Origin of the sequence: Shewanella sp. UCD-KL21, from assembly GCF_001957135.1 — a bacterium.
GTDB lineage: Bacteria > Pseudomonadota > Gammaproteobacteria > Enterobacterales > Shewanellaceae > Shewanella.
Genome location: NZ_MPHK01000013.1, coordinates 1 through 21720, shown reverse-complemented (window position 1 = coordinate 21720; position 21720 = coordinate 1). Strand labels below are relative to the sequence as shown.

Annotated in this window: 21 protein-coding genes and 1 tRNA gene; 13 read left to right on the top strand and 9 right to left on the bottom strand. The window is 40.5% G+C overall.

Annotated elements, in window-relative coordinates:
* Window positions 1-34 precede the first annotated feature (34 nt).
* The 4 genes from BM739_RS12545 (at window position 35) to BM739_RS12530 (ending at window position 3271) form a co-directional block, all read left to right on the top strand.
* A complete protein-coding gene (locus BM739_RS12545; RefSeq protein WP_076541107.1) occupies window positions 35-1312 on the top strand; it encodes a cyclopropane-fatty-acyl-phospholipid synthase family protein in 1278 nt (425 codons plus the stop codon).
* A gap of 5 nt (window positions 1313-1317) precedes the next feature.
* A complete protein-coding gene (locus tag BM739_RS12540; protein ID WP_076541105.1) occupies window positions 1318-1842 on the top strand; it encodes a DUF2878 domain-containing protein in 525 nt (174 codons plus the stop codon).
* 83 nt (window positions 1843-1925) lie between these two features.
* The gene (locus BM739_RS20015) at window positions 1926-2678 is read left to right on the top strand and encodes a chalcone isomerase family protein (protein ID WP_083698149.1); all 753 of its coding nucleotides are present in this window, start codon (window positions 1926-1928) and stop codon (window positions 2676-2678) included.
* Between the two features lie 65 nt (window positions 2679-2743).
* On the top strand, window positions 2744-3271 hold the full coding sequence (locus BM739_RS12530) for a DUF3833 domain-containing protein (protein ID WP_076541277.1): 528 nt from the start codon (window positions 2744-2746) through the stop codon (window positions 3269-3271).
* A 142-nt stretch (window positions 3272-3413) separates the two neighbouring features.
* On the opposite strand, the gene BM739_RS12525 is transcribed toward BM739_RS12530, so the two are convergent.
* Entirely contained in the window at window positions 3414-3758 is a 345-nt protein-coding gene (locus BM739_RS12525; RefSeq protein ID WP_076541103.1) for a DUF3634 family protein, read from the bottom strand.
* A 325-nt stretch (window positions 3759-4083) separates the two neighbouring features.
* Here BM739_RS12525 and gabD point away from each other — a divergent pair, with 325 nt between their 5' ends.
* Both gabD and BM739_RS12515 read left to right on the top strand, forming a co-directional pair.
* Window positions 4084-5532: an NADP-dependent succinate-semialdehyde dehydrogenase gene (gabD, locus tag BM739_RS12520; protein WP_076541101.1), complete on the top strand. Its 1449-nt coding sequence runs from the start codon at window positions 4084-4086 to the stop codon at window positions 5530-5532.
* A gap of 156 nt (window positions 5533-5688) precedes the next feature.
* Window positions 5689-6414, top strand: coding sequence for a DUF599 domain-containing protein (locus tag BM739_RS12515; protein WP_076541275.1), 726 nt, complete (start codon window positions 5689-5691; stop codon window positions 6412-6414).
* Window positions 6415-6557: 143 nt separating this feature from the next.
* On the opposite strand, the gene BM739_RS12510 is transcribed toward BM739_RS12515, so the two are convergent.
* Window positions 6558-7451, bottom strand: a complete 894-nt coding sequence (locus BM739_RS12510; RefSeq protein WP_076541099.1) for a polysaccharide lyase family 7 protein — start codon at window positions 7449-7451, stop codon at window positions 6558-6560.
* 630 nt (window positions 7452-8081) lie between these two features.
* Between BM739_RS12510 and BM739_RS12505 the strand changes: the two genes are divergently transcribed.
* From BM739_RS12505 to BM739_RS12485, 5 genes are all read left to right on the top strand, one after another.
* Complete coding sequence (locus tag BM739_RS12505) at window positions 8082-9317, top strand: site-specific integrase (RefSeq protein WP_076541097.1); 1236 nt, start codon at window positions 8082-8084, stop codon at window positions 9315-9317.
* 22 nt (window positions 9318-9339) lie between these two features.
* Window positions 9340-10314: a hypothetical protein gene (locus BM739_RS12500; protein ID WP_076541095.1), complete on the top strand. Its 975-nt coding sequence runs from the start codon at window positions 9340-9342 to the stop codon at window positions 10312-10314.
* 107 nt (window positions 10315-10421) lie between these two features.
* Window positions 10422-10667 carry an AlpA family transcriptional regulator gene (locus tag BM739_RS12495; RefSeq protein WP_076541093.1) on the top strand — a complete coding sequence of 82 codons (246 nt, stop codon included), beginning with the start codon at window positions 10422-10424 and terminating at the stop codon, window positions 10665-10667.
* Window positions 10660-10956, top strand: coding sequence for a hypothetical protein (locus tag BM739_RS12490; protein ID WP_076541091.1), 297 nt, complete (start codon window positions 10660-10662; stop codon window positions 10954-10956). Before BM739_RS12495 ends, BM739_RS12490 begins: the two co-directional genes overlap by 8 nt.
* Before the next feature lies 1 nt (window position 10957).
* The gene (locus BM739_RS12485; protein WP_076541089.1) at window positions 10958-12928 is read left to right on the top strand and encodes a replication endonuclease; all 1971 of its coding nucleotides are present in this window, start codon (window positions 10958-10960) and stop codon (window positions 12926-12928) included.
* Window positions 12929-13258: 330 nt separating this feature from the next.
* Here the strand turns inward: BM739_RS12485 and BM739_RS12480 are convergent, their stop codons facing one another.
* The 7 genes from BM739_RS12480 to rpsU all read right to left on the bottom strand — a co-directional run bounded on the left by BM739_RS12480 (window position 13259) and on the right by rpsU (window position 20130).
* On the bottom strand, window positions 13259-13984 hold the full coding sequence (locus BM739_RS12480; protein WP_076541087.1) for a hypothetical protein: 726 nt from the start codon (window positions 13982-13984) through the stop codon (window positions 13259-13261).
* On the bottom strand, window positions 13977-14810 hold the full coding sequence (locus BM739_RS12475; RefSeq protein WP_076541085.1) for a hypothetical protein: 834 nt from the start codon (window positions 14808-14810) through the stop codon (window positions 13977-13979). The genes BM739_RS12480 and BM739_RS12475 overlap by 8 nt, the downstream gene beginning before the upstream one ends.
* A 576-nt stretch (window positions 14811-15386) precedes the next feature.
* Window positions 15387-15463: transfer RNA gene (locus BM739_RS12470), tRNA-Ile, on the bottom strand.
* Window positions 15464-15677: 214 nt separating this feature from the next.
* Entirely contained in the window at window positions 15678-17507 is a 1830-nt protein-coding gene (rpoD, locus tag BM739_RS12465; protein WP_076541082.1) for an RNA polymerase sigma factor RpoD, read from the bottom strand.
* Between the two features lie 144 nt (window positions 17508-17651).
* On the bottom strand, window positions 17652-19379 hold the full coding sequence (gene dnaG, locus BM739_RS12460; protein WP_076541080.1) for a DNA primase: 1728 nt from the start codon (window positions 19377-19379) through the stop codon (window positions 17652-17654).
* Between the two features lie 84 nt (window positions 19380-19463).
* The gene (locus BM739_RS12455) at window positions 19464-19907 is read right to left on the bottom strand and encodes a GatB/YqeY domain-containing protein (protein ID WP_076541078.1); all 444 of its coding nucleotides are present in this window, start codon (window positions 19905-19907) and stop codon (window positions 19464-19466) included.
* Between the two features lie 7 nt (window positions 19908-19914).
* Window positions 19915-20130: a 30S ribosomal protein S21 gene (gene rpsU, locus BM739_RS12450; RefSeq protein ID WP_055024252.1), complete on the bottom strand. Its 216-nt coding sequence runs from the start codon at window positions 20128-20130 to the stop codon at window positions 19915-19917.
* A gap of 237 nt (window positions 20131-20367) precedes the next feature.
* Here rpsU and tsaD point away from each other — a divergent pair, with 237 nt between their 5' ends.
* Together tsaD and BM739_RS12440 are read left to right on the top strand one after the other, a co-directional pair.
* Window positions 20368-21381 carry a tRNA (adenosine(37)-N6)-threonylcarbamoyltransferase complex transferase subunit TsaD gene (gene tsaD / locus BM739_RS12445; protein ID WP_076541076.1) on the top strand — a complete coding sequence of 338 codons (1014 nt, stop codon included), beginning with the start codon at window positions 20368-20370 and terminating at the stop codon, window positions 21379-21381.
* Between the two features lie 123 nt (window positions 21382-21504).
* The coding region (locus BM739_RS12440) for a transposase domain-containing protein (protein WP_175609480.1) at window positions 21505-21720 on the top strand (216 nt) is incomplete at its 3' end.

The following is a 21720-nucleotide window of genomic DNA, read 5'->3' as shown; positions in this document are numbered from 1 at the left end:
ATTGCATATAAAAAAGTAGTCAGCGGAGAGAGTTATGGAAAATGCGGCAACCAACACCAGCTTAGTGCAAGAGACTATTTCTGACAGCTTTGCGAAGAAGATTTTACTTAAGGCATTAGCCCACTTGTCAGATGGACATCTTACCATTGTTAGCTCTGATAATTCTGCCATTGGCAGCTCAGAGCAAAGCTTAAGCTTTGGCAATGTCGATTCTGACTTACATGCCACAATGCAGGTATCTCACCCCAGTTTTTACAAGCAGATCATTTGGGGCGGTTCAATTGGCGCAGGCGAAGCCTATATTCAAGGCCATTGGTCGAGCCCTGATTTAACTAAAGTGGTGCAGCTTTTTGCCCGAAACCTCTCATTGCTGGATAAAATTGAGCGTTACTTTTCATGGTTTAGTGTTGGTATTAATCGTATCGGTCATTTGTTTAACCGCAATTCATCAACGGGTTCAAAGCGCAATATTCTGGCGCATTATGATTTAGGCAACCCGATGTATGAGCAGTTTCTAGATAAAGAAATGCTCTATTCAAGCGCGCTATACCCGCACCACGATGCCAGTTTAGAGCAAGCCCAGCAGCATAAGCTGCAAACCATTTGTGAGCGTCTTGATTTACAAGCGGGGCAAACCGTTCTTGAGGTCGGTACTGGTTGGGGGGCGCTGGCGATATATGCCGCCAAGCACTTTGATGTCACCGTAACTACAACCACTATCTCTGATGCACAATACGATTACGCGCTAGAGCGGGTAGAGCAAGAAGGCTTAACTGACAAAATTACTTTGTTAAAAGACGATTACCGTATTTTGAGCGGTGAGTATGACCGGGTGGTGTCCATTGAAATGATTGAAGCGGTAGGTCATGAGTATTTACCGGGTTTCTTTAAAAAGTTAGAAAGTTTACTTAAGCCAAATGGGCGCATGCTAATTCAAGCCATTACCATAGCAGATCAGCGCTATGACAGTTACCGTAAAAGTGTCGACTTTATTCAACGTTATATCTTCCCTGGTGGTTGTTTACCGTCTATCAGTGAAATGAATAAGCACATAGCCAATAAAACTGACATGGTGGTGTGGTCCATTAATGATATGGGTAAAGATTACGCTCAAACCTTAAACCATTGGCATGAAAAATTTGATAAAGCCCAACAACGCATCAAAGAGATGGGTTATGGCGAAGACTTTATCAGAATGTGGAAGTTTTACCTGAGTTATTGTGAAGGTGGATTTTTAGAAAGAACCACCAGCACAGTACATTTAGTGGCGGTAAGGCCGCAATATCGTACTGCATTAGCCAGTGGCGCATAACGTATATGCTCTGGGTTAATCATAATATCATCATCAATGTTATTGCCTTTCAGATTATCTGGTGGGCAGGGGTATTAGCTGGCAATCAGCTGCTATATATCCCAGGGTTATTGTTGATTTGGCACTTTATCGTCAGCCGTCAACGGGCATTGGACTTCAAAGTCATGCTCAGTTGCACCATTATCGGGGTGCTAATTGATTTAACCCTTACCCTAACGGGGCTATTTTCATTTACGGTTGTGCCCATATGGTTATTACTGCTGTGGTGTTATTTTGCGATTTCACTTAATTACAGTTTAGGCTTTTTTAGCGGCTTACCCATTATTGTTCAAGTGTTAGTTGGTGGCGTATTTGGCAGTTTAAGTTACCTTGCGGGAGCCAACTTTGGCGCGGTCGACTTCCCTCATGGCGATTTGTTTACCACTGCAATTTTAGCCATGATTTGGGCCTTGTTAATGCCGTTATTTTTATACATTGCCAAGTTCATTCGCCACAAACACGAAGTAAAACAAATTTCTCAGCTTATATAATTCCCCATTGTTGTGTAGCTAACTGCGGCGCAATTATCTGGCTGAGGTTGGCTAATGATATCGGCTTAATAGAGGAACTCAATATGATGAATAGTGATTCTCGGATACGCTGGTTAGCAGTTCCAAATTCGCTTGGGCTAAGTAAACTGGCAAGTTTTCACTTAGCTACTTTTAAAGTCGCGGCTTTGAAATTAGCCGCTTTTAAATTAGCTCGGGTATGGTTTAGTGCCAGTGTTTTAGCGGTTATGAGTACAAACGCATTAGCTAACGCACAAGAGTTAAATACTGAACCTGCTACCACTGCAGCACTCATTTCGTCAGCGCAATCTTCATCAGTGCATTCTTCATCAATGCACTCTTCATCAAAGATAATGACACCTGCTTCGACAGCATTAGCCGCGACAGATTTTAAACTGGTAGGTCAAGCCGATCTGGATTTATTGTGGTTTTCGGTTTACAGCGCCAAGTTAATGTCAGTAGATGGTGAATATAAAAATCAGCAATATCCACTTAAACTTGAGATCCAATACCATAGAGATATTGACGCAGAAGATTTAATTGAAGCCACCGTAGAGCAGTGGCAGCACATTGGTATCGAGCAAAGTCGTATCCCTCAATTGCAGGCTCACCTAGAAGGTATATGGCCTGATGTTAAGCAAGGTGACACCCTAAGCTTTATGATGCACGAGCAAAATAAAGGCCAGTTTTTTTATAACGAACAGCCTTTGGCGATGATCTTAGAGCCGGGCTTTGCAGACGCATTTCTTGGCATTTGGTTATCAGAAAATACCAGTAGGCCTAAATTGCGTCAGCAGTTAATTGGAGTTAAGAAATGATTAAAGCAAGTTTAGCGTTAACTGCATTGAACAAGACGTGGCGACAGTTGCAGCGCGCTTACGCTATGGCTAAGAAGTCATCTTTACTGGTAATTTCGATGGGGTTATTGACGGCGTGTTCCTCAGCATCTATTGAAGATTATGATAAAACCACCCCAGAATTGAATTTAAGTCGCTTTTTTGACGGCAAGTTAACAGCGGCGGGTATCGTACAAGACTTCTCAGGCACAGTGACCCGAAAATTTACCGTCACTATGGAAGCTAGTTGGCAAGGTAATAAAGGGGTTATTAACGAGTGGTTTATTTATGATGATGGCGAAAAGCAAACTCGAATTTGGCATATTACCGATTTAGGTAATGGCCAATATGAAGGTACGGCCAATGATATTTTAGGCACTGCGACCGGTGAGGCCAGAGGCAGTGCGCTGCGCTGGGCTTATGACATGATTTTAGAGGTTGATGACTCAGAATATGAGGTGCATTTTGATGACTGGATGTTTTTAGTGGATGAAAGCACCATTATAAACAAAAGCGATATCATCAAGTTTGGGGTTACGGTGGCTCAGGTTACGTTAGTTATCAGCAAAGAGTAATTCCAATATCAATGGCTAAGGCCGATTGAAGGCTGACCGAAAAAAGATTGAAAGAAGATTGTAGGCATCACAGTAGCGGTCAACTAATACAACAAATATAACTAATACAACGAATATTGACCGCTAAATTCTCTGGCTTACCTTAACCCTTTAGCTTTGAATTGTCCTGTTGCTTTTTATCATAATACTCAAATGGAAAAACGTTTCTGATCCGCTGGGTAATTTTGTCACCGACATTGGCTGAGACATGTAATCTGACCCCGTTCAGCTTTTCAGCTCTGACGGTACAAGTGAGTTTTTCGTGTTTGGCAATAGTTTTACATTCCCGCAGAAATGCTTCAGGAATTTTCCCCGAGTGCTTATCGAGTTTGCCGTTTTTAAAATGCATTTCAAAGACTTTTAATCCTCTGCTGCCTGAAAAAATGAGCTTGTAAGCGATAAACAGAAATAACAGCACAAATAATATTTTAAATAGTGTATCTACCATAACAATATCCTTGTATTTACAGCCTGAGTGTCTTGAGTGTTAATTGGAATGACTCAGTAGGTTAAATCAAAATTTTCAATGTCTTACTGATTAAAATACTCTGCTAGTTGAGGAATGCAATTATTTTTAACGCTTTGTAATCTAGCTCACATTTACTGGGCATTTTAGCGGCGATTGTAAAGGGCGATTGTAAAGGGCGAAATGGGGCCACAGCTTGATTGTCAGCCAGTTGCTAAATCGTTAGCTCGTTAACCTTAGCTCGTTAACCTTAGCAAACTTAGCTAAGATAGTAGTGCCTGCTATTTTGCTGCTAAAGGATACGATTGTGCATTTACAAGACCCCAGTTTGTTACGTCATCAATGTTATATCAATGGGCAATGGCGCGATGCCATATCGAGCCATTACGACACGATTATTAATCCTGCCACCAATAAAGAGCTAGGTACAGTGCCAAGAATGGGCCAGACTGAAACCCAGCAAGCCATTGAAAGCGCCAATAGTGCCTTAGCAGCTTGGCAAGCGCTCACAGCCAAACAGCGCCAAACAATATTAATGACTTGGTTTGAGCTGATATTAGCCCATAGCGACGATTTAGCGCTGATTATGACCTTAGAGCAAGGTAAGCCATTAGCCGAAGCCAAAGCTGAAGTCGCGTATGCCGCCTCTTTTGTGCAATGGTTCGCTGAAGAGGCCAAACGGGTTTATGGTGAGACCATTCCAGCCCATCAAGCTGATAAACGCATTATGGTGATTAAGCAGCCTGTAGGCGTTACCGCAGCGATTACGCCATGGAACTTTCCGCTTGCGATGATCACCCGTAAGGCCGCGCCAGCATTGGCCGCAGGTTGTACTATGGTGCTTAAACCTGCGCCGCAAACCCCCTTTAGTGCCTTGGCGTTGGCTGAGCTTGCAACGCGAGCCGGTGTTCCTGCTGGAGTCTTTAACGTGATCAGCGGCGATGCCATCGCCATAGGCGCAGAGCTTTGTGCTAACCCCATAGTGCGAAAGCTGTCTTTTACTGGCTCAACCGCTGTTGGAGTAAAGCTGATGCAGCAATGCGCGCCGAGTATTAAAAAGCTATCCCTTGAGCTTGGCGGTAATGCGCCGTTTATTGTCTTTGACGATGCCGATATTGACGCGGCAGTTGAAGGGGCTATTCAAGCCAAATATCGTAATGCCGGACAAACCTGTGTGTGCGCCAATCGTATTTATGTTCAAAAAGGCCTATATCAGCAATTTGTGACAAAGTTTACCCAAGCAGCAGCGCAGCTCAAAGTGGGTAACGGCTTAGATGAAGGCGTCACTATTGGGCCATTAATAAACCAAGCCGCAGTGGCAAAGGTGCAAGCTCATATTGATGATGCGCTGCAACAAGGCGGTCAAATTGTATTGGGTGGTAAGGGCGATGCGTTAGGCGCTAACTATTTTCAGCCGACAGTATTGGTTAACTTAAAGCAGTCGATGAAAGTGGCCAAAGAAGAAACCTTTGGGCCGTTAGCAGCGATTTTTGAATTTGATTCAGTTGAACAAGTGATCAAACAAGCCAATGATACCGAGTTTGGCTTAGCGGCTTACTTTTATGCCAAAGATATCTCTACCGTATATCAAGTATCAGAAGCCCTTGAGTACGGTATGGTCGGGGTTAATACCGGGTTAATTTCGAATGAAGTCGCCCCTTTTGGCGGAGTGAAGTCTTCAGGACTTGGCCGCGAAGGATCTCATCATGGTATCGATGAGTATCTTGAAATGAAATACATTTGCTTAGCGGTTTAGAGACTGCCTTGGTAGTCAATGTACGCTTTAATCAAGCTGAACGCTGCCTAGCTGTTATTAAACTTGATTATTTAGCGGTTAATGACATGAAGGCTATTTAAGGCAAGAGTAATGTGTTGCATAATTAACCATCAATTCAATAATAGCTTGAGTCTTATGCTTTTCTCTTTTATCGATTTTATCGCGTTAGCCTGTTTCTTCTCATGCTGGGTGGGTTACACTTTTTTTGCCCGTAAAAAGGCTAAAACAACGAACTGTATCGCCCGCTGCTTACATCAGCACCGTATTCATTGGATGGCCGAAGTGATGACCAAGGAGATCCGTGTGGGTGAGGCATCATTGCTGGCAAACTTAGAACGTAATATCGCTTTTTTTGCCTCAACCACCTTACTGGTGTTGGCGGGTGTTTTAACCTTATTTGCTCAAGTTGAGCGTCTTGAAGAAGTGATCAGCTCTATTCCTTTTGCCGCAGAACCTAATCATGCCTTAGTGCAGGTGAAGCTGGCGATGCTGGCAAGTATTTTTGTATTAGCCTTTTTTCAATTTACTTGGTCAATGCGCCAATATGGCTTTTTAAATGTGATGATTGGCGCAGCGCCCATTGATCGCACACGGACCGATAAAAACTTAGCAAAGTATTCGCGCCAAATGGCTACTGTGGGCGATCAGGCCGCTCACTCCTACAATTATGGTCTACGCAGTTATTACTTTTCCATGGCAGCGCTTTGTTGGTTTTGGAACCCCATCTTACTGATAATTGCCAGCTTGCTGGTGGTTTACATTCTCTATCATCGAGAGTTTAACTCTCGGGCTGTCAAAGCCATTACTGCAGCGCAACAGTATTTAGAAATCGCTCAACAGGAACGCGAAAGTAAGACGTAAGCACCTGCTTAAGGGCTGTTAAAGCTATTTCAATGACAAGCAAGAACTGAATGGATTTTAGAAAACCAATGTAACCCGAGTGTTTATCCAAACGGTTTACATTGGTTTGTAATGCAGTGTTTTACTCAGCGATTAAAGAAAGGTTATTGTGCTTGTTTTTTGTCTATGGCGTATTCTAAATTGTAGAAATGCGCTTCGCTTTTACCGTTTTCGAACTGGTTATAAACCCCAGCTTTGAAGTAGCTTAGCATGTCTTTCCAGTAGCTAATGTCATGCTTCACTTTAGTGACCCCATCAACTTTAATGACCAGCTTTTGATCGCCAACAATGATGTCAAAATGTGTTGGCACATCAGGGTTAAACTTCCCTAAATTCATTCTTACATACGAATTTTTACAAACAGGCGTATCGCGGTTTCCACTGTCTTTACCACAATTCACATTGTTGTTTTTGATGATAGCCCAGTAATGATCTTTTATGCCTTTTCTGTCGGCTTCGTACACGACACGCAGTAATGGGTGAGGGATATAACCCACGCCATGCTTGCCATCGTCAAATGTACCTTTGTTGTGTACTTGTAAGAAGGTCATCGCATCATTTTTCGAAGGGCTGTTTTTTACAGCTTCTCGTGGATTGATAGGCATTAAATCAGCAGATAGACGATAAAAAGTTTGGCTATCATCAGACTTAAAGTTTTCTAAGACGCGTAGTTCGTTGCGTAACTTGTAACCTTCCATATTCATGACTAGGGCTTCAGAGCCTTTATCTACATAAAAATGCTCATTAACGATACCGCTAAAATTGCTGTCTTGAGCTAATTCATATTTACTGCCTGGTTTTGCGTTTGGCGTTGATATTTGCAGTTTTGAGGCATTTAAGATTGAAGAAAATTTTGCATAATCAGCAGGTGCTACTTGCTCACCCGTTGCTGGTTTCATCTCGATATTTGAAGGTGTTGGCGTTTCGGAGGTTGATGCACAACCACCCAGTAAACTACTAACAATAAGCGCTAAGGGTAACAGTTTTATTTTGTTCATTTTTATTCCTTTTAACGAAAACCTTGAGCCAAAATGACTTGGCAAACAGCGATGTAACAGTAGTAGGTTTAATTTAATATAATAATACAAATATACTGTGTTTTAGATCAATTTTTTGTGAAGTTATCATTTGGGGAATGTGTTTTAGTTAAATTTCACTTAGGCAGCTAAATAAGTAAACGCTTTGAGTGTTATTTGCAATCAATGGAATGTTAGTTTGATACATTTAGGCTAAGAGTGGAATGAAACTCATGATAAAGCAGCGAGAACTATTTAGTGACTTATAGCATTTGTGATCTTTCGGCCGTGTTCTGCGTTAAATGGTGATGTTGATATTTGTTGGTATTTGGCTAAAGTTTAAATTTTAGACATGAAAAAGCCGCTTAAATTTCTTTAAGCGGCTTATCAATAAATTGGTGGCCCCTCCCAGACTCGAACTGGGGACCTGACGATTATGAGTCTGATTTAACGTTGTGCCTCAGTGAACCGCAAAATACAGTCATCTATGATAATTACTATATAAGTGCCTGAAATAATGCGTATAACTCCTATTGAGTTTGTTCATTGCTATTCATTGTGTTTCTTGGTTATACTCTCAATCTGCTACATATTTGCTACACAGGGAGTGGTATGGCTGTTTCATCCAAAATTAATGCAACCTCTATTAAGAACTTAACCATTGAGGATAAGCGGCTCAATGATACTGAGATTAAAGGGTTCCATGCCCGAATTTCAGCGAAGGGGGCTATCTCGTATTACCTGTTTTATCGTCACAATGGAAAGCAGGTTAATTACCTCTTGGGTAAGGGCAGTTCTATTACTCCCACTCAGGCTCGCGATATGGCTAAATCACAAGCGGGTAAGGTTGCATCAGGTATTAATGTGCAGTCTGAAAAAAAAGCAGCAAAAGCCCAAGAGCAGGTTAAAAAGTTTAATAAGTTTTCAATTTATGTAGAAGACAAGTATTACCCTTGGCTTGTTGCGAATAGCACTCGAACTGCTGACCAAATAAAAAGTGTTTTGCTTAACCGCTTTAAAGAGCTTGGAGATTTGCAGTTAGCAGATATCACAGCGTGGCATGTTGAGCAGTGGCGTGCCAAGGCTAAAGACGCTGGCAAAGCAGAAGCGACAATAAACTATAACGTAAACACACTTAAAGGCGCATTAAGTAGAGCCGTTGAGTGGGGGATTATTGACTCTCATGAATTAAGTAAAGTGAAGGCGTATAAGCTTGATAATAATCGAACTCGATATTTAACCCCCGTAGAAGAAGCTGCTTTACTAAATGGTCTTACAGAGCGTGATAGCTTGATTAAGGAAAAGCGAATAAGTGCCAATGAACATAGATTAAAACGTGGCTATCCTCAGCAACCAACTCTCAGTCATCATACTTATGCCGATCACATAGAGCCTATTGTATTACTAGCTATGAATACTGGAATGCGGCGTGGAGAGATATTATCGCTGAAATGGTCAAATATAGACTTTTCAATTCCTGTTTTAACGATTAAAGGTGAATCTGCTAAATCAGGTAAAACCAGACATATCCCCTTAAACACTGCTTCATTCAATGTACTTTCGAAGTGGCGTGAACAATCTTACTCTAAAGAATTTGTCTTTGAAGGTGCTGAGGGTAAGCCTCTGACAGACTTTAAAAAAGGTTTTAATAAAGTTATCGTTGACGCTGGAATTCACAATTTTAATTTTCATGATTTAAGGCATCATTTTGCAAGTAAGCTAGTCATGAAGGGAGTCGATTTGAATACCGTTAGGGAGCTGCTTGGTCATGCCGATATGACAATGACATTAAGGTATGCTCATTTGGCTCCAGAGCATAAAGCTGCAGCGGTTAATTTGATCGGTTAAAGGAAATAAAGAAGGAATTACTTTGAAAAGTTATTATAGAATTTCAGAATTACAAAGTACCTTTGGGTTGTCTGAGGCTGATTTACAGTATCTATGTACCGATACAGAGGTATCTTTTTGCTTGTATTGCAAGACACAGAATATTGTAATCGGAGGCTGGTCAAAAGGTAAGTTTAATGGCTTTGGTTCGGCAAAGTATGCAGGGTTAATCTCTATGACAAAGGAGCAACAGTTCGAGCTTTTTGAAAAAAATAAAATTAGCATTCGTTGTTCTACGTTATTGCAGAAGAATAAAATTCTCCATTACTCATCTGACTACCCGTTCAGCGTTGAAATACCAAATGGAGTTATACAAAAATGGTTCAATGTAACCTTTGAACAACTTCCCTTTGATAGGGCTTCTTTTAAAAATATGCCCTTCATTTTTTACCCTCAAGAACGTACCAGTATGCTTAAAGATTTTGAGCGTTTTTGTGAAGAAGTTGCAGCTATGGCTAACCCTGCAAGTCTAAAAACTCCTAAAAAACCGAATGAAATAGAGCTTTTTTATTCGGTTAAAACTTTTTTACTCGAAGACGTTTGTATTACTTCTGAAGAGCTCGAAAATGTAAAAGCTCACTTTAGTATTGATGTGAGCCCTTCTGTTAAATTTGAAAATAAGGTTGTGGAAGTCGTAACTCAAAAAAGTTTGCCTTCTACTGAGTTTAAAGCATTAAAAGCTAGTAATGCTAAAGAGCGAGAATATGACCTCAATGTCTTAATTGCCGACATAGTTGCTTTTAATAAATTTATAACAGCAAAAGAGGTTTGGAGTATCCTTGAAGAAGAGTCCAAACTGCAAAATAGTGAAAGAGAGTTTGATAAGTACAATATCTTGAAGGCTGTCGTTGATGATGAATTAATGTGGGAAAGTCGTTACGGGCGTTCAGGTAAGCAAAAGTTTAGCAGTCTAAATACGACATTGAGCAGAATTAAAAAAAGAACTAAATGCGTTTAATTTTTAACGTTAAGTTTAACAATTTAACAGTAGGTTTAACGCCTATTCTAGTCAGGTTAACTACCTCTTAAAGTCCTCCATGAACTTAAACGTACATGGAGGCAATCATGCCAACACCACCAATCAAACGTGCACTATCTGAAATAGAAACCGCTGAATATATCGGGATGAGCCGCTCTTTCTTGCGTCAATCTCGTATGGAAGGCAATCGTGAAAATAGAACCCCTGCGCCACCATTTGTCAAAATTGGTCGTGCAGTTCGTTACTTGAAAGACGATTTAGATCATTGGCTTGATAATTTGATGCGAATGCAGCACCTAGGGCAAAGCTCTCAAGGTGGTGACAATGCCTAAATTAACATTGGAGCAAAAGCGGCTTCTTATCTGGTTATCCCTTACAACGACTCATTTTGAAATTTGTCGGGAAGTGGGTCATTCATACCGTCAAACAAATGGTCTTGAGCGCTATGTTAATAAGCATGGTGACCGATACAAATTTGATATGCGGACACTTAACAAACTTGTGATTGAAGGGCTTGTAACAAGTGAAATACTATATCCGTTTGGTATAAAGCAAGAGCATTACTTTGTGACAGAAAAAGGTCGTGCTTACGCTTATCAACTCAGAACTGCGGTGTCTTAGTGTGAGCAGCTTTACAGCCAAAAAACTTGCGACAGCCATGAATAGTAGTGATGATATTTTATCACCCTATTTATTAAAGGTTGGGCGAGATGATGCTGCATTTATTTCTAGAAAGTTATCGACATTCTCTAATCTAATTAAATTCACAATTTTAGAGGAGGCTTTTGCAAAACCAACACCTTATGACCGCAATCGCCATATCTTAGATACAAGCACCAAGTTATATAAATTATTGCCTAAAAAGCTCGCACATATGTTTTTTTGCTTCGATGATGATATTAACAACAAAGCAAAGGAGTGCGCCGACTATTGCAGGCGGATTGTTATCGACCCTAGGGCGATTGATTTTATTAATGTGCACCACAATAAAGCTAATTATGATTACCTAAATAATGCTAAAAATCCTGAAAAGTACGGGACTATTGCTGAATCAATTGCTGAAAGCGACCAAACTCACCCCGAAAATTACGGAAACATTCCCGAATCTATTGCAGAAAGCAGCCTAAATCACCCTGAAACTTGCAGGAATGCTTCCGAATTATTTACCGAAAGCGACCGAACTCACCCTGAAAGTTGCATGAATGCCCCCGAATCAATTACCGAAAGTGACCGAACTCATCCCGAAAATTACGGGAACATTCCTGAATTAAATACTGAAACAGCTATGCCTACTTTTAAAGGCGCAATCAGTGATTTATCAATAGGGCAGCAAAGAAACGTATATGAATTTCTATCAAGGTATGTAGCTAGTTTCGGAATCAGCCCAGTTGAACCTAATAATGCCGTTCAAATGTCGGGCTGTATTAAGCGATATGCAGATAAGCGATGGTGGCTGAGGAAGTTTCGTAAAGTCATTACTCAGGCCAATGAAAAAGCAGCATTACACCTCAATTTTGTTAATAGCAAAAGGCAGACTTACGCCAGTAATATCACCACTCAAAACCGAATAGCTCAACGGTTGAGAAATGAAGAATTATTGAGCTCTAGTATCATTATTAATGATGCAGGGCAGCGTTACACATTAAAGGAAGTATCAGACCTCAATGTTTCAAATCCAAAAATTAGAAAAGATGAGCTAATTTGCCGCTCTAGAGGCTTTGAGAACTTAGCTAAATCTGAGGGGCATGAGGCTTTATTTATTACTGTTACTTGCCCTTCGAAGTATCATCGAGCATTTAAGAAATCAGGTGCGCCTAATCCTAAATGGGAAGGGCTAATGCCCGATGAGGCCAATGCCTATTTAAATCATCAATGGCAAAAAACACGAGCTGAATTTAAGCGAAATGATATCAGCCCTTATGGCTTTCGTGTGGTTGAACCACAGCATGACGGCACACCACATTGGCACATGTTATTTTTTATTGAAGCTGAAAAGCTCGAAATTATGCAAGATATTATTCGTCATTACGCCTTAGAGGTTGATGGTGATGAAAAAGGGGCTCAAGAGAATCGCTGTGACTTTAAGAAAATTGACCCAAGTAAGGGCTCTGCTACGGGCTATATTTTAAAATACATCGTTAAAAATATTGATGGTGAGGGTTTAGGTGAAGACCAATTTGGCAATGATTCACTTTTAGTCGCTCAACGTATTGATGCGTGGGCTTCTTGCTGGTGTATTCGTCAATTTCAGCAAATTGGTGGTGCTAGCGTATCGGTTTGGCGTGAACTGAGAAGACTCCGTGAAAAGCTATTTAACACCGATACGGAAAATAATACATCAGTGTTAGAGCAAGCAAGGTTTGCAGCTGATAACAGTGATTGGCAAGCTTACACGACTGCTATGGGCGGCATTTCAATTAATCTAAAAGATAGACCTATAAAATTGCATTATGAGCTTAACGTTGATGAACAAACTGGTGAATGCTTACCGAGTTACTATGATGGTGAGCTTACCACTAAAATTAAGGGGCTGTGGTTCGCAGGACAAGCGATTGCCACAAGGCTTTATCAATGGAGGGTACAAAAAGCATAAGCGGTTTAATAAGGCGGCTAGACGCAATGTCTAATGCTTTAAATTCATGCTTTAAATTACAGTAGCAGCACCCATATCAAGCTTACTTCTTAAGCTTTTAAGGCAACAAAAATCTTGAAAATCTGCTTTTTATCCTTTGATTTAATCATTAGCCAGTATGGCTAAAGTGCTTTTACTTGGAGTTCTGTAAATAACTGTACTTATAACTTTAAAGTAAGGTTATTGAAGTTTATAACCTTGCTCTTAATGAAAATTTGAATTGGAAATTTATATATCTTAAAAAAACCTAAACTTCCATTAGGTTTTGGGAGAGCTTAGTAATCTAAACTATTAATATAAATTTGCACCACCACCTAATTCTTCAAGTACGGCCATAAACTCCTCATGCTTTTTCAGATATTTTGAGGACTCCCAATCCATGAATTGCATACTTATCATGACTAATCTAAGCTGTGAGAATTCGGTGAAATGGATTAAAGTTTGAAATTGGTTTTGTCGATATTTAGAGTCGAAGCCATTTTCATTAGTAAGTTTTTCAGAAACCATTTTGACAATATTGTAAAAAATACGGATCGTGTTAAAAATGTTTTCTTTCTGATCAATCGAGTCAATTGCTTGACTGATGTCTTCTTCAGTTACATTGTAGCCACGCAGAATCTCAATCTGATCTTCAAGTTCTCGAATGGCACAAACGCCAGCAAAAGTATCATTTAAGAAGTCTATTTCAAATTTAGCAAATGCTGATCTTTGAGCATCAATCAATCCAAAAAAATAGGTCTCAAAGGATCTAAGCTGCTCATTTTTTTGGTTTAGTTTAACTTCTGTTCTTAACTCCTGATTAGCTCTGTTTTGTAAATTCAACGATTGTATTAATAGTATCAACGAAATAAAGCTTAATAGTGGGCTAATTAACCCACCGACATAATTACTAAAGTGAACCCAGTCAGCTACTTTTTCAGAGACAACATAACCTAAATTAAAATAGAATTGGGAAACATAGGAGCCTATGACAATGATCATAAGCACCATTGCTGTTATCGAATACTTATTAAGCATCAATGATACCTTCAATCCAATATTTGATTATTCGTCCACTATTTGTTCTTTGAGTGTATGCTCTAAGCTTAAGTGTTTTCCATTCTTCGTCTAGTGTTCCATTGTTAGTATGGAGGTTTTCTGAAAAACAACGCTTTGCTGCAAGTTTTAGTTCCTGATATCGCTTCTGTGGAGGAAAGCCAAATGCAACAGTTTCATTTTCACCTTGAATCAAAAGCCTGCCGTTACCTGTGTTTATGTTTAAACGAGTAATGCTGACTGTAATCTCTAACTTGGTTTTATCAGTCTTTGGTTTTAAGGTTGCATATGTTGTTCTATCAAGGTTTGCTAATGTAGTTTGTTTCTCTCTACTGAGCCTATATCTTAGTTTTACATCTTGATTGAAGTTATTTGAAACTGTATGCAGGTGATCGAGTGATGATTTTTGTAACTGTTTTATGAGGTTTTGCTCAAGCTCGATTCCAAGGCGCTCTAAAGCTTTCTCTGCTTTAGGAGAGAGCTCTAAACTTTCTTGGTAAAGGGCTTCATTTACGAAATAAGATATGAGCTCTGTAAAAGCTTTCTTTCCAATAACAGCAAATCGCTTTTTAATACTTTCATCATAAAAGTCCAATGAAAATTGCTGTCCAAATGAACCTTTAAATGATCTTTTAAGGTTAGTTCTGACTTTGCTTTCAGGTGTTAATTTTTGAGGGACTCGCTCTTCAAGAATTGTAGTAGCTATTTGGCGAACAGACTCAGAAGCTCCACGTAAAGTATCTAGCCCAGAGTTCATATCAACGGAATAATCCTCGCTATCCATTACTATGTCAAAATTAATACTCAATTTATATCCTTTACAATCATGAATTAGTGAGGGGGAGTTAACTTAATAAGAATAGGTAGGCATATCATGATTGAATTGCTTCTTCCCTAAATGGCATGCACGACGATAATACTCGCGATTAACCAACTTTCTCCTTAAGGTTTTATACTTTAATCTAATTTGTAACTTTAATTCAATGTATTACTTCAATTTTAGTTAGTAATCATTAATTGAAATTTATATGACCGAGCAGTCAATGGGAATAAAATTGGACACTTAAAATACTAAACCTCCATTAGTCAGGTTAATAATCTTAAGGTGAAGGCTAGACTTGATGATTTGAAAGGTCTTTAAACTGTGTGTATTTATGAGTGACGTTTAGTTATTGCTGGATTGAGCTGAAAGTTACAGTCTGCACTAATAGTTAGTCGAGTGGTGAGAGCTAAACTCAGGATTTTGAAAGTTAGATAGATATTAAAGTCATAATTCAATTGAGATGCCGATTTTTGGGGATGTTTTTTGCTACATATTTGCTACATAGAACTGCAGATACGAAAAAGCCGTAGTAGGTACTAACCTACTACGGCTCATCTGTATTGGTGGCCCCTCCCAGACTCGAACTGGGGACCTGACGATTATGAGTCGTATGCTCTAACCAACTGAGCTAAGGGGCCGACTTAAGATAGTCGTCACTATCGAAAGCGGAAAGAAGTATACGAAGTTTATTCACGGTTGTCACCCGTCAATTGCGGAGAATTGTGACTAAAAGATTCAATTGGTTATCTGTTAAGCAATCATGACGTTTTTTATATTAAATAAGGTGATTTTGAGGCAAAAAAAAGCCCGTATAAACGGGCTTTCATTATTGTCGTAACTTCTCAGTGGACTCTATTCGTCTAAGAAAGACTTCAAGATTTCTGAGCGAGAAGGGTGACGTAATTTACGTAGTGCTTTTGCTTCAATTTGACGAATACGTTCACGTGTTACATCAAACTGTTTACCCACTTCTTCAAGGGTATGGTCGGTATTCATATCAATACCAAAACGCATACGTAACACTTTAGCTTCACGGGCAGTTAGGCCTGCTAGCACTTCGTGAGTAGCATTTTTAAGACTTTCGCTAGTGGCGGAGTCTAATGGTAGCTCAAGAGTGTTATCTTCAATGAAGTCACCTAAGTGCGAATCTTCATCATCACCAATAGGTGTTTCCATTGAGATAGGCTCTTTAGCGATTTTCAGCACTTTAAGGATCTTATCTTCAGGCATTAACATGCGCTCTGATAATTCCTCAGGTGTTGGTTCGCGGCCCATTTCTTGTAACATCTGACGTGAAATACGGTTAAGTTTATTAATCGTTTCAATCATGTGTACTGGAATACGAATGGTTCGTGCTTGGTCAGCAATCGAACGAGTAATCGCCTGACGGATCCACCAAGTAGCATAAGTTGAGAACTTATAACCACGACGGTATTCGAACTTATCTACTGCTTTCATCAAACCAATGTTACCTTCTTGGATCAAATCCAAGAACTGTAAGCCACGGTTGGTGTACTTTTTAGCAATAGAAATTACTAGACGTAAGTTCGCTTCAACCATTTCTTTCTTCGCACGACGAGCTCTTGCTTCACCGATTGACATACGGCGGTTGATGTCTTTAATTGCGCGAATGACTAAGCCGGTTTCTTCTTCGATAGCAGCAAGTTTAGTGCTACAACGAATCACATCGTCTTTAACCATACGTAAGCCTTCTGCATAAGGCTTGTTACTGCTCATTTCAGCATGGAACCAAGCTAAGTCAGTTTCATTACCGGTGAAGAACTTAACAAAGTTTTTCTTTGGCATTTTAGCTTGTTCAACACAAAGCTTAAGGATTAAACGCTCTTGTACACGCACGCGGTCCATCATAGAACGCATGCTTTTTACTAAGCGATCAAATTGCTTTGGTACTAAACGGAATTCTTTGAAAAGCTCGCCAATGACAAATAAAGCACCGATGGCTTCAGGGTGATCACGGCCTTTTTTCTCAATAACTGCTAAGCCTTTTTCAAACACTTCGCGTAATTGAGTAAACTTCTCTTTAGCTTCTTCAGGATCAGGACCTTTTGGGCCTTCCTCTTCGTCTTCAGCATCGTCGGCATCATCTTCGTCTTCTAACTCTTCTTCTGATAACTCAGAACCAACGTGTGTTGCGGTTGGTGCTACGTCATCATCATCAGGGTTAACAAAACCTGCGATAATGTCAGTTAAACGTATTTCGTCAGCTTCATACTTATCAAACTGCTCTAAAATCATCGCAATGGCTTGCGGGTATTCAGAAACAGAACTTTGAACCGTATTAATGCCTTCTTCAATACGTTTTGCGATGACGATTTCGCCTTCGCGAGTCAATAACTCAACTGTCCCCATTTCACGCATATACATACGTACTGGGTCAGTGGTACGACCTAATTCACTTTCTACCGTTGCAAGCGCTGCAGCAGCTTCTTCTGCTGCATCTTCGTCGGTGTTGTCCTCAGACATCATCATGTCATCGGCATCTGGCGCTTGTTCAAACACGCGGATGCCCATGTCATTGATCATCTGGACAATATCTTCAATCTGATCAGAATCGACCATGTCAGCTGGCAAGTGGTCATTGACTTCAGCATAGGTTAAATAACCTTGCTCTTTACCTTTAGCAAGCAACAATTTAAGTTGCGACTGCGGAGTATGCTCCATAGATATCATCCAAGTTGGTAACTGAAATAACGACTGGACACCTGCCGAGGCAAAGTGTCAAGTAAATCGTCAATTATAGCTCTATGAACTAAAGTACGCTAGTCCATGACATGACTTAAGGGAACATTTTTTCAATAAAAGATGTTATTTAGCAATGCCTTTCATTATAGAAATAAGCTTCGTTAGCTGAATTTTTTCAGCTTTATTTAGAGTTTGTTTAAGACTCAGTTCCTGATAGCGTTGTTCAATATATTGATTGTTCAACCAGATCAGGGATTGTTTAAACTCTTGAACTAGGTTTTCATCCGCCACTTGGTGGTCCCATTGGGCCAATTTTATCAACGCATTTTTTTGTTCATGCTGGCGATAAATCTCAAGTAGTTGTGCGCTGTTTAACTTTCGTTCTCGAGTTAAATTCAATAAATCACTGAGCAATTCGATGCCAGCAATCTTTAAATGTGCAAGTGAGGGTTGTACAGCTAAGCCATATCCTAACTCTGGACGTTGTACTAATAATGCAATGGCTAATCGCAGTGGGGTACCACGCCCTTGTAAACCTTTTTTATTCATAGGTTGTTGCTGTTTTACTGCAAAACCTAACTTTTTCTTTAGATCATCTGCGCTATTCATACCAATTTTATGGGCGAGATTTTCTAATAATAAATTCTGTAACACTGTGTCTTGAACACGTTCGATTAGCGACATAGCTTGCTTAGCCAATGAGCTTTTATCACTACCGAATTTACTGGTTAAGGTCTCAAATAAAAACGCCGGTAAGTCGAGGGCGCTGACCATTAACTCTTCAAAACCGTCTTTGCCTACTTGGCGAACCATGGTATCTGGATCTTCACCTTGAGGTAAAAACATAAACCTAACGACATCACCAGGCTTTAATAAAGGCAGTGCGGTTTCTAGTGCCCGCCAAGCGGCTTCTTTACCTGCTCGGTCACCGTCGTAACAACAAATGACTTCTTTAGCACTACGCACTAACAGCTGAAATTGTTCAGCGGTTGTTGCTGTGCCAAGTGATGCTACGGCATAATCAACACCAAATTGGGCAAGTGCCACAACGTCCATATAGCCTTCAACAATTAATACCTGTTGTGGGTCTCTATGGGTTTGCTTGAGTTCGTAAAGACCGTAAAGCTCATTTCCCTTATGAAATATGGGCGTTTCTGGCGAATTCAAGTACTTTGGTGTTCCATCGCCTAAAACTCGACCACCAAAGCCAACAACTCGGCCTCTGCGGTCGCGAATAGGAAACATTAACCGATCGCGAAAGCGGTCATATCGCTTGCCATTATCGTTGGCAATTAGCATTCCGGCGGTTAGTAATTTGTCTTGTGCTGCAGGGTTTTGGCGGTATCGACTTAATAGTCCATCCCAACCATCTGGCGCAAAACCGATTCCAAAGTGCTCTACAACTTCACTCGAGAGGCCTCTGAAATCTAAATAATCTACAACTTTTTGTTTGTCGCTGTGTTGACGCAATTGATTTTGATAATAAAGATTCGCTTCTTCCATCAATTGGTATAAGTCACGACTTAAACTTTGATCTTTTTTAGGACCAGTACCTTGTTCTCTTGGTACGTCGAGTCCGAGTTTACCGGCAAGCTCTTCAATGGCATCGACAAATTCTAGTCGATCATATTCCATGATGAAATCAATGGCATTACCATGAGCACCACAACCAAAGCAGTGGTAAAATTGCTTGTCTTGACTGACGGTAAAAGAAGGTGATTTTTCGCTATGAAAAGGACAACATGCAGAGTGATTTTTCCCTGCTTTTTTCAAAGGTACACGGTGATCAATTAGATCAACAATGTCAGTTCGAGCTATTAGCTCATTGATAAAGTCACGAGGTATCGCCATAAATGCTATAGGTCTCGCATTACCAAATAGATAAAACAAACAAGCCGTGCAAGGTGCACGGCTTGTTCACACATTAATGATCTGTTAGTTTAATTTAGCACGGATTTGACTGCCAATGGCACCCATATCTGCACGACCTTGAACCTTAGATTTTAATGCTCCCATTACTTTGCCCATATCCGCCATGGTTGATGCACCTAACTGAGAGATAGCTTCATCAATGATTGCGGCAACTTCTTCTTCTGTTAAAGGAGAAGGCAAGAAAGTTTCAATGACTTGAATCTCTGCTGCTTCAGCTGCTGCTAACTCCGGGCGATTTGCTGACTCATATTGAGTTATAGAATCGCGACGTTGTTTTACCATTTTGGTTAAAACGGCTATTGTCTGTTCATCAGTCAGAGTTTCGCGGGTATCCACTTCAATCTGTTTAATGGCAGACAGTGCCATACGAATAGTCCCCAAACGTGCCTTATCTTTGGCACGCATAGCTTCTTTCATTTGGTCTTTTAGCTGTTCGACTAGGCTCATAGTGAGATTAGTATAAACGTACGCGACGTGCGTTTTCGCGAGAAAGCTTCTTAGCTAGACGCTTAACAGCGGCAGCTTTTGCGCGCTTACGTGCAGAAGTTGGCTTCTCGTAGAATTCACGAGCGCGAACATCAGCTAAGATACCTGCTTTTTCACAAGAGCGCTTGAAACGACGAAGAGCTACGTCGAATGGTTCGTTTTCACGTACTTTAATAATTGGCATACGCCATCACCCCTTAGGTGTAGTTAATTTGGCACTACCTGTTTTGGTAGATTAACCAAGGCTATTTAAAATGGTGCCGAATTCTACATCGATTACGATGCTTTTGTAAACCCCTTTGTTAATCGCAAATGACAATCAAGGTGTCATTTTTTTGAGACTGATGATTATGCTTGGTGGAATAAAATCTTCTCAACAGGTAGAATTGCCGCCCTTACAAATTTATCAAGACGAGATGCTATGCGGGTTTTAGGTATTGAAACATCATGCGATGAAACTGGAATCGCTGTTTATGATGATGAGCAGGGACTATTATCCCATGCTTTATATAGCCAAGTGAAATTACATGCAGATTATGGTGGTGTTGTGCCTGAATTAGCATCTCGTGATCATGTGCGTAAAATTATTCCATTGATTAAGCAGGCGCTTAAAGAGGCTAACTCTACTGTTGATGATATTGATGGTATCGCCTTTACTAAAGGACCTGGATTAATTGGCGCGTTATTAGTCGGCGCCTGTGTTGGGCGTTCATTGGCATATTCGTGGGACAAGCCTGCAATTGGTGTTCACCATATGGAAGGGCATTTATTAGCGCCAATGCTTGAAGATGATGCGCCTGAGTTTCCTTTTCTTGCTTTGCTTGTATCTGGCGGCCACTCAATGTTAGTGCAAGTAGAAGGCATTGGCCGTTATCAAGTGTTAGGTGAATCGGTTGATGACGCTGCTGGTGAAGCATTTGATAAAACCGCTAAGCTGATGGGGCTTGATTACCCTGGTGGGCCACGTTTGGCTAAGTTAGCAGCAAAAGGTGTTGAGGCTGGTTATAAATTCCCTCGACCAATGACAGACAAACCTGGGCTTAATTTTAGTTTTTCAGGTTTAAAAACGTTTACCGCAAATACCATAGCGAAAGAACCTGATGACGAGCAAACCAGAGCCAATATTGCCCGCGCTTTTGAAGAGGCTGTGGTGGATACTTTAGCGATTAAGTGTCAACGCGCATTGAAACAAACTGGTTATAATCGCTTAGTTGTAGCAGGTGGTGTGAGCGCTAATACTCGCTTAAGAGAAAATTTAGCGACCATGATGGCTAAGTTAAATGGTGAAGTGTTTTATCCAAGAGGTGAGTTTTGTACCGATAATGGTGCAATGATCGCTTTTGCTGGCTTACAGCGCTTAAAAGCTGGGCAAGTGGAGTCGTTAGAGGTAGAAGGCAAGCCGCGCTGGCCATTAGATACCTTGTCTGCTGTGTAATTGAGTCATTACTTAATACGAAAAAACCTAAGCCATGGCTTATAATGCCGATCGGTTAAGAACACTTGAACGATCCTGCAGATGAATGATAATCCCTACCAGTATTCTGGTAGGGATTTTTTTATGTTTGCGCAAGAGCTTGAGTTAGTTCATGAGTCAGTAGAAGAAAGTGGAGATTATGCTTCTGTAATGGAGGCTATCGATTCACAGTGGATAGAACAATCATTACTTTCAGCCAACAAGGCAAGTATCCGTAATCGTCGTTTGCCTGCGCAGCAAGCCGTCTGGCTCGTGCTGTGGATGGGATTAATCCGTAATCAATCCATAAAAGAAGTCTGC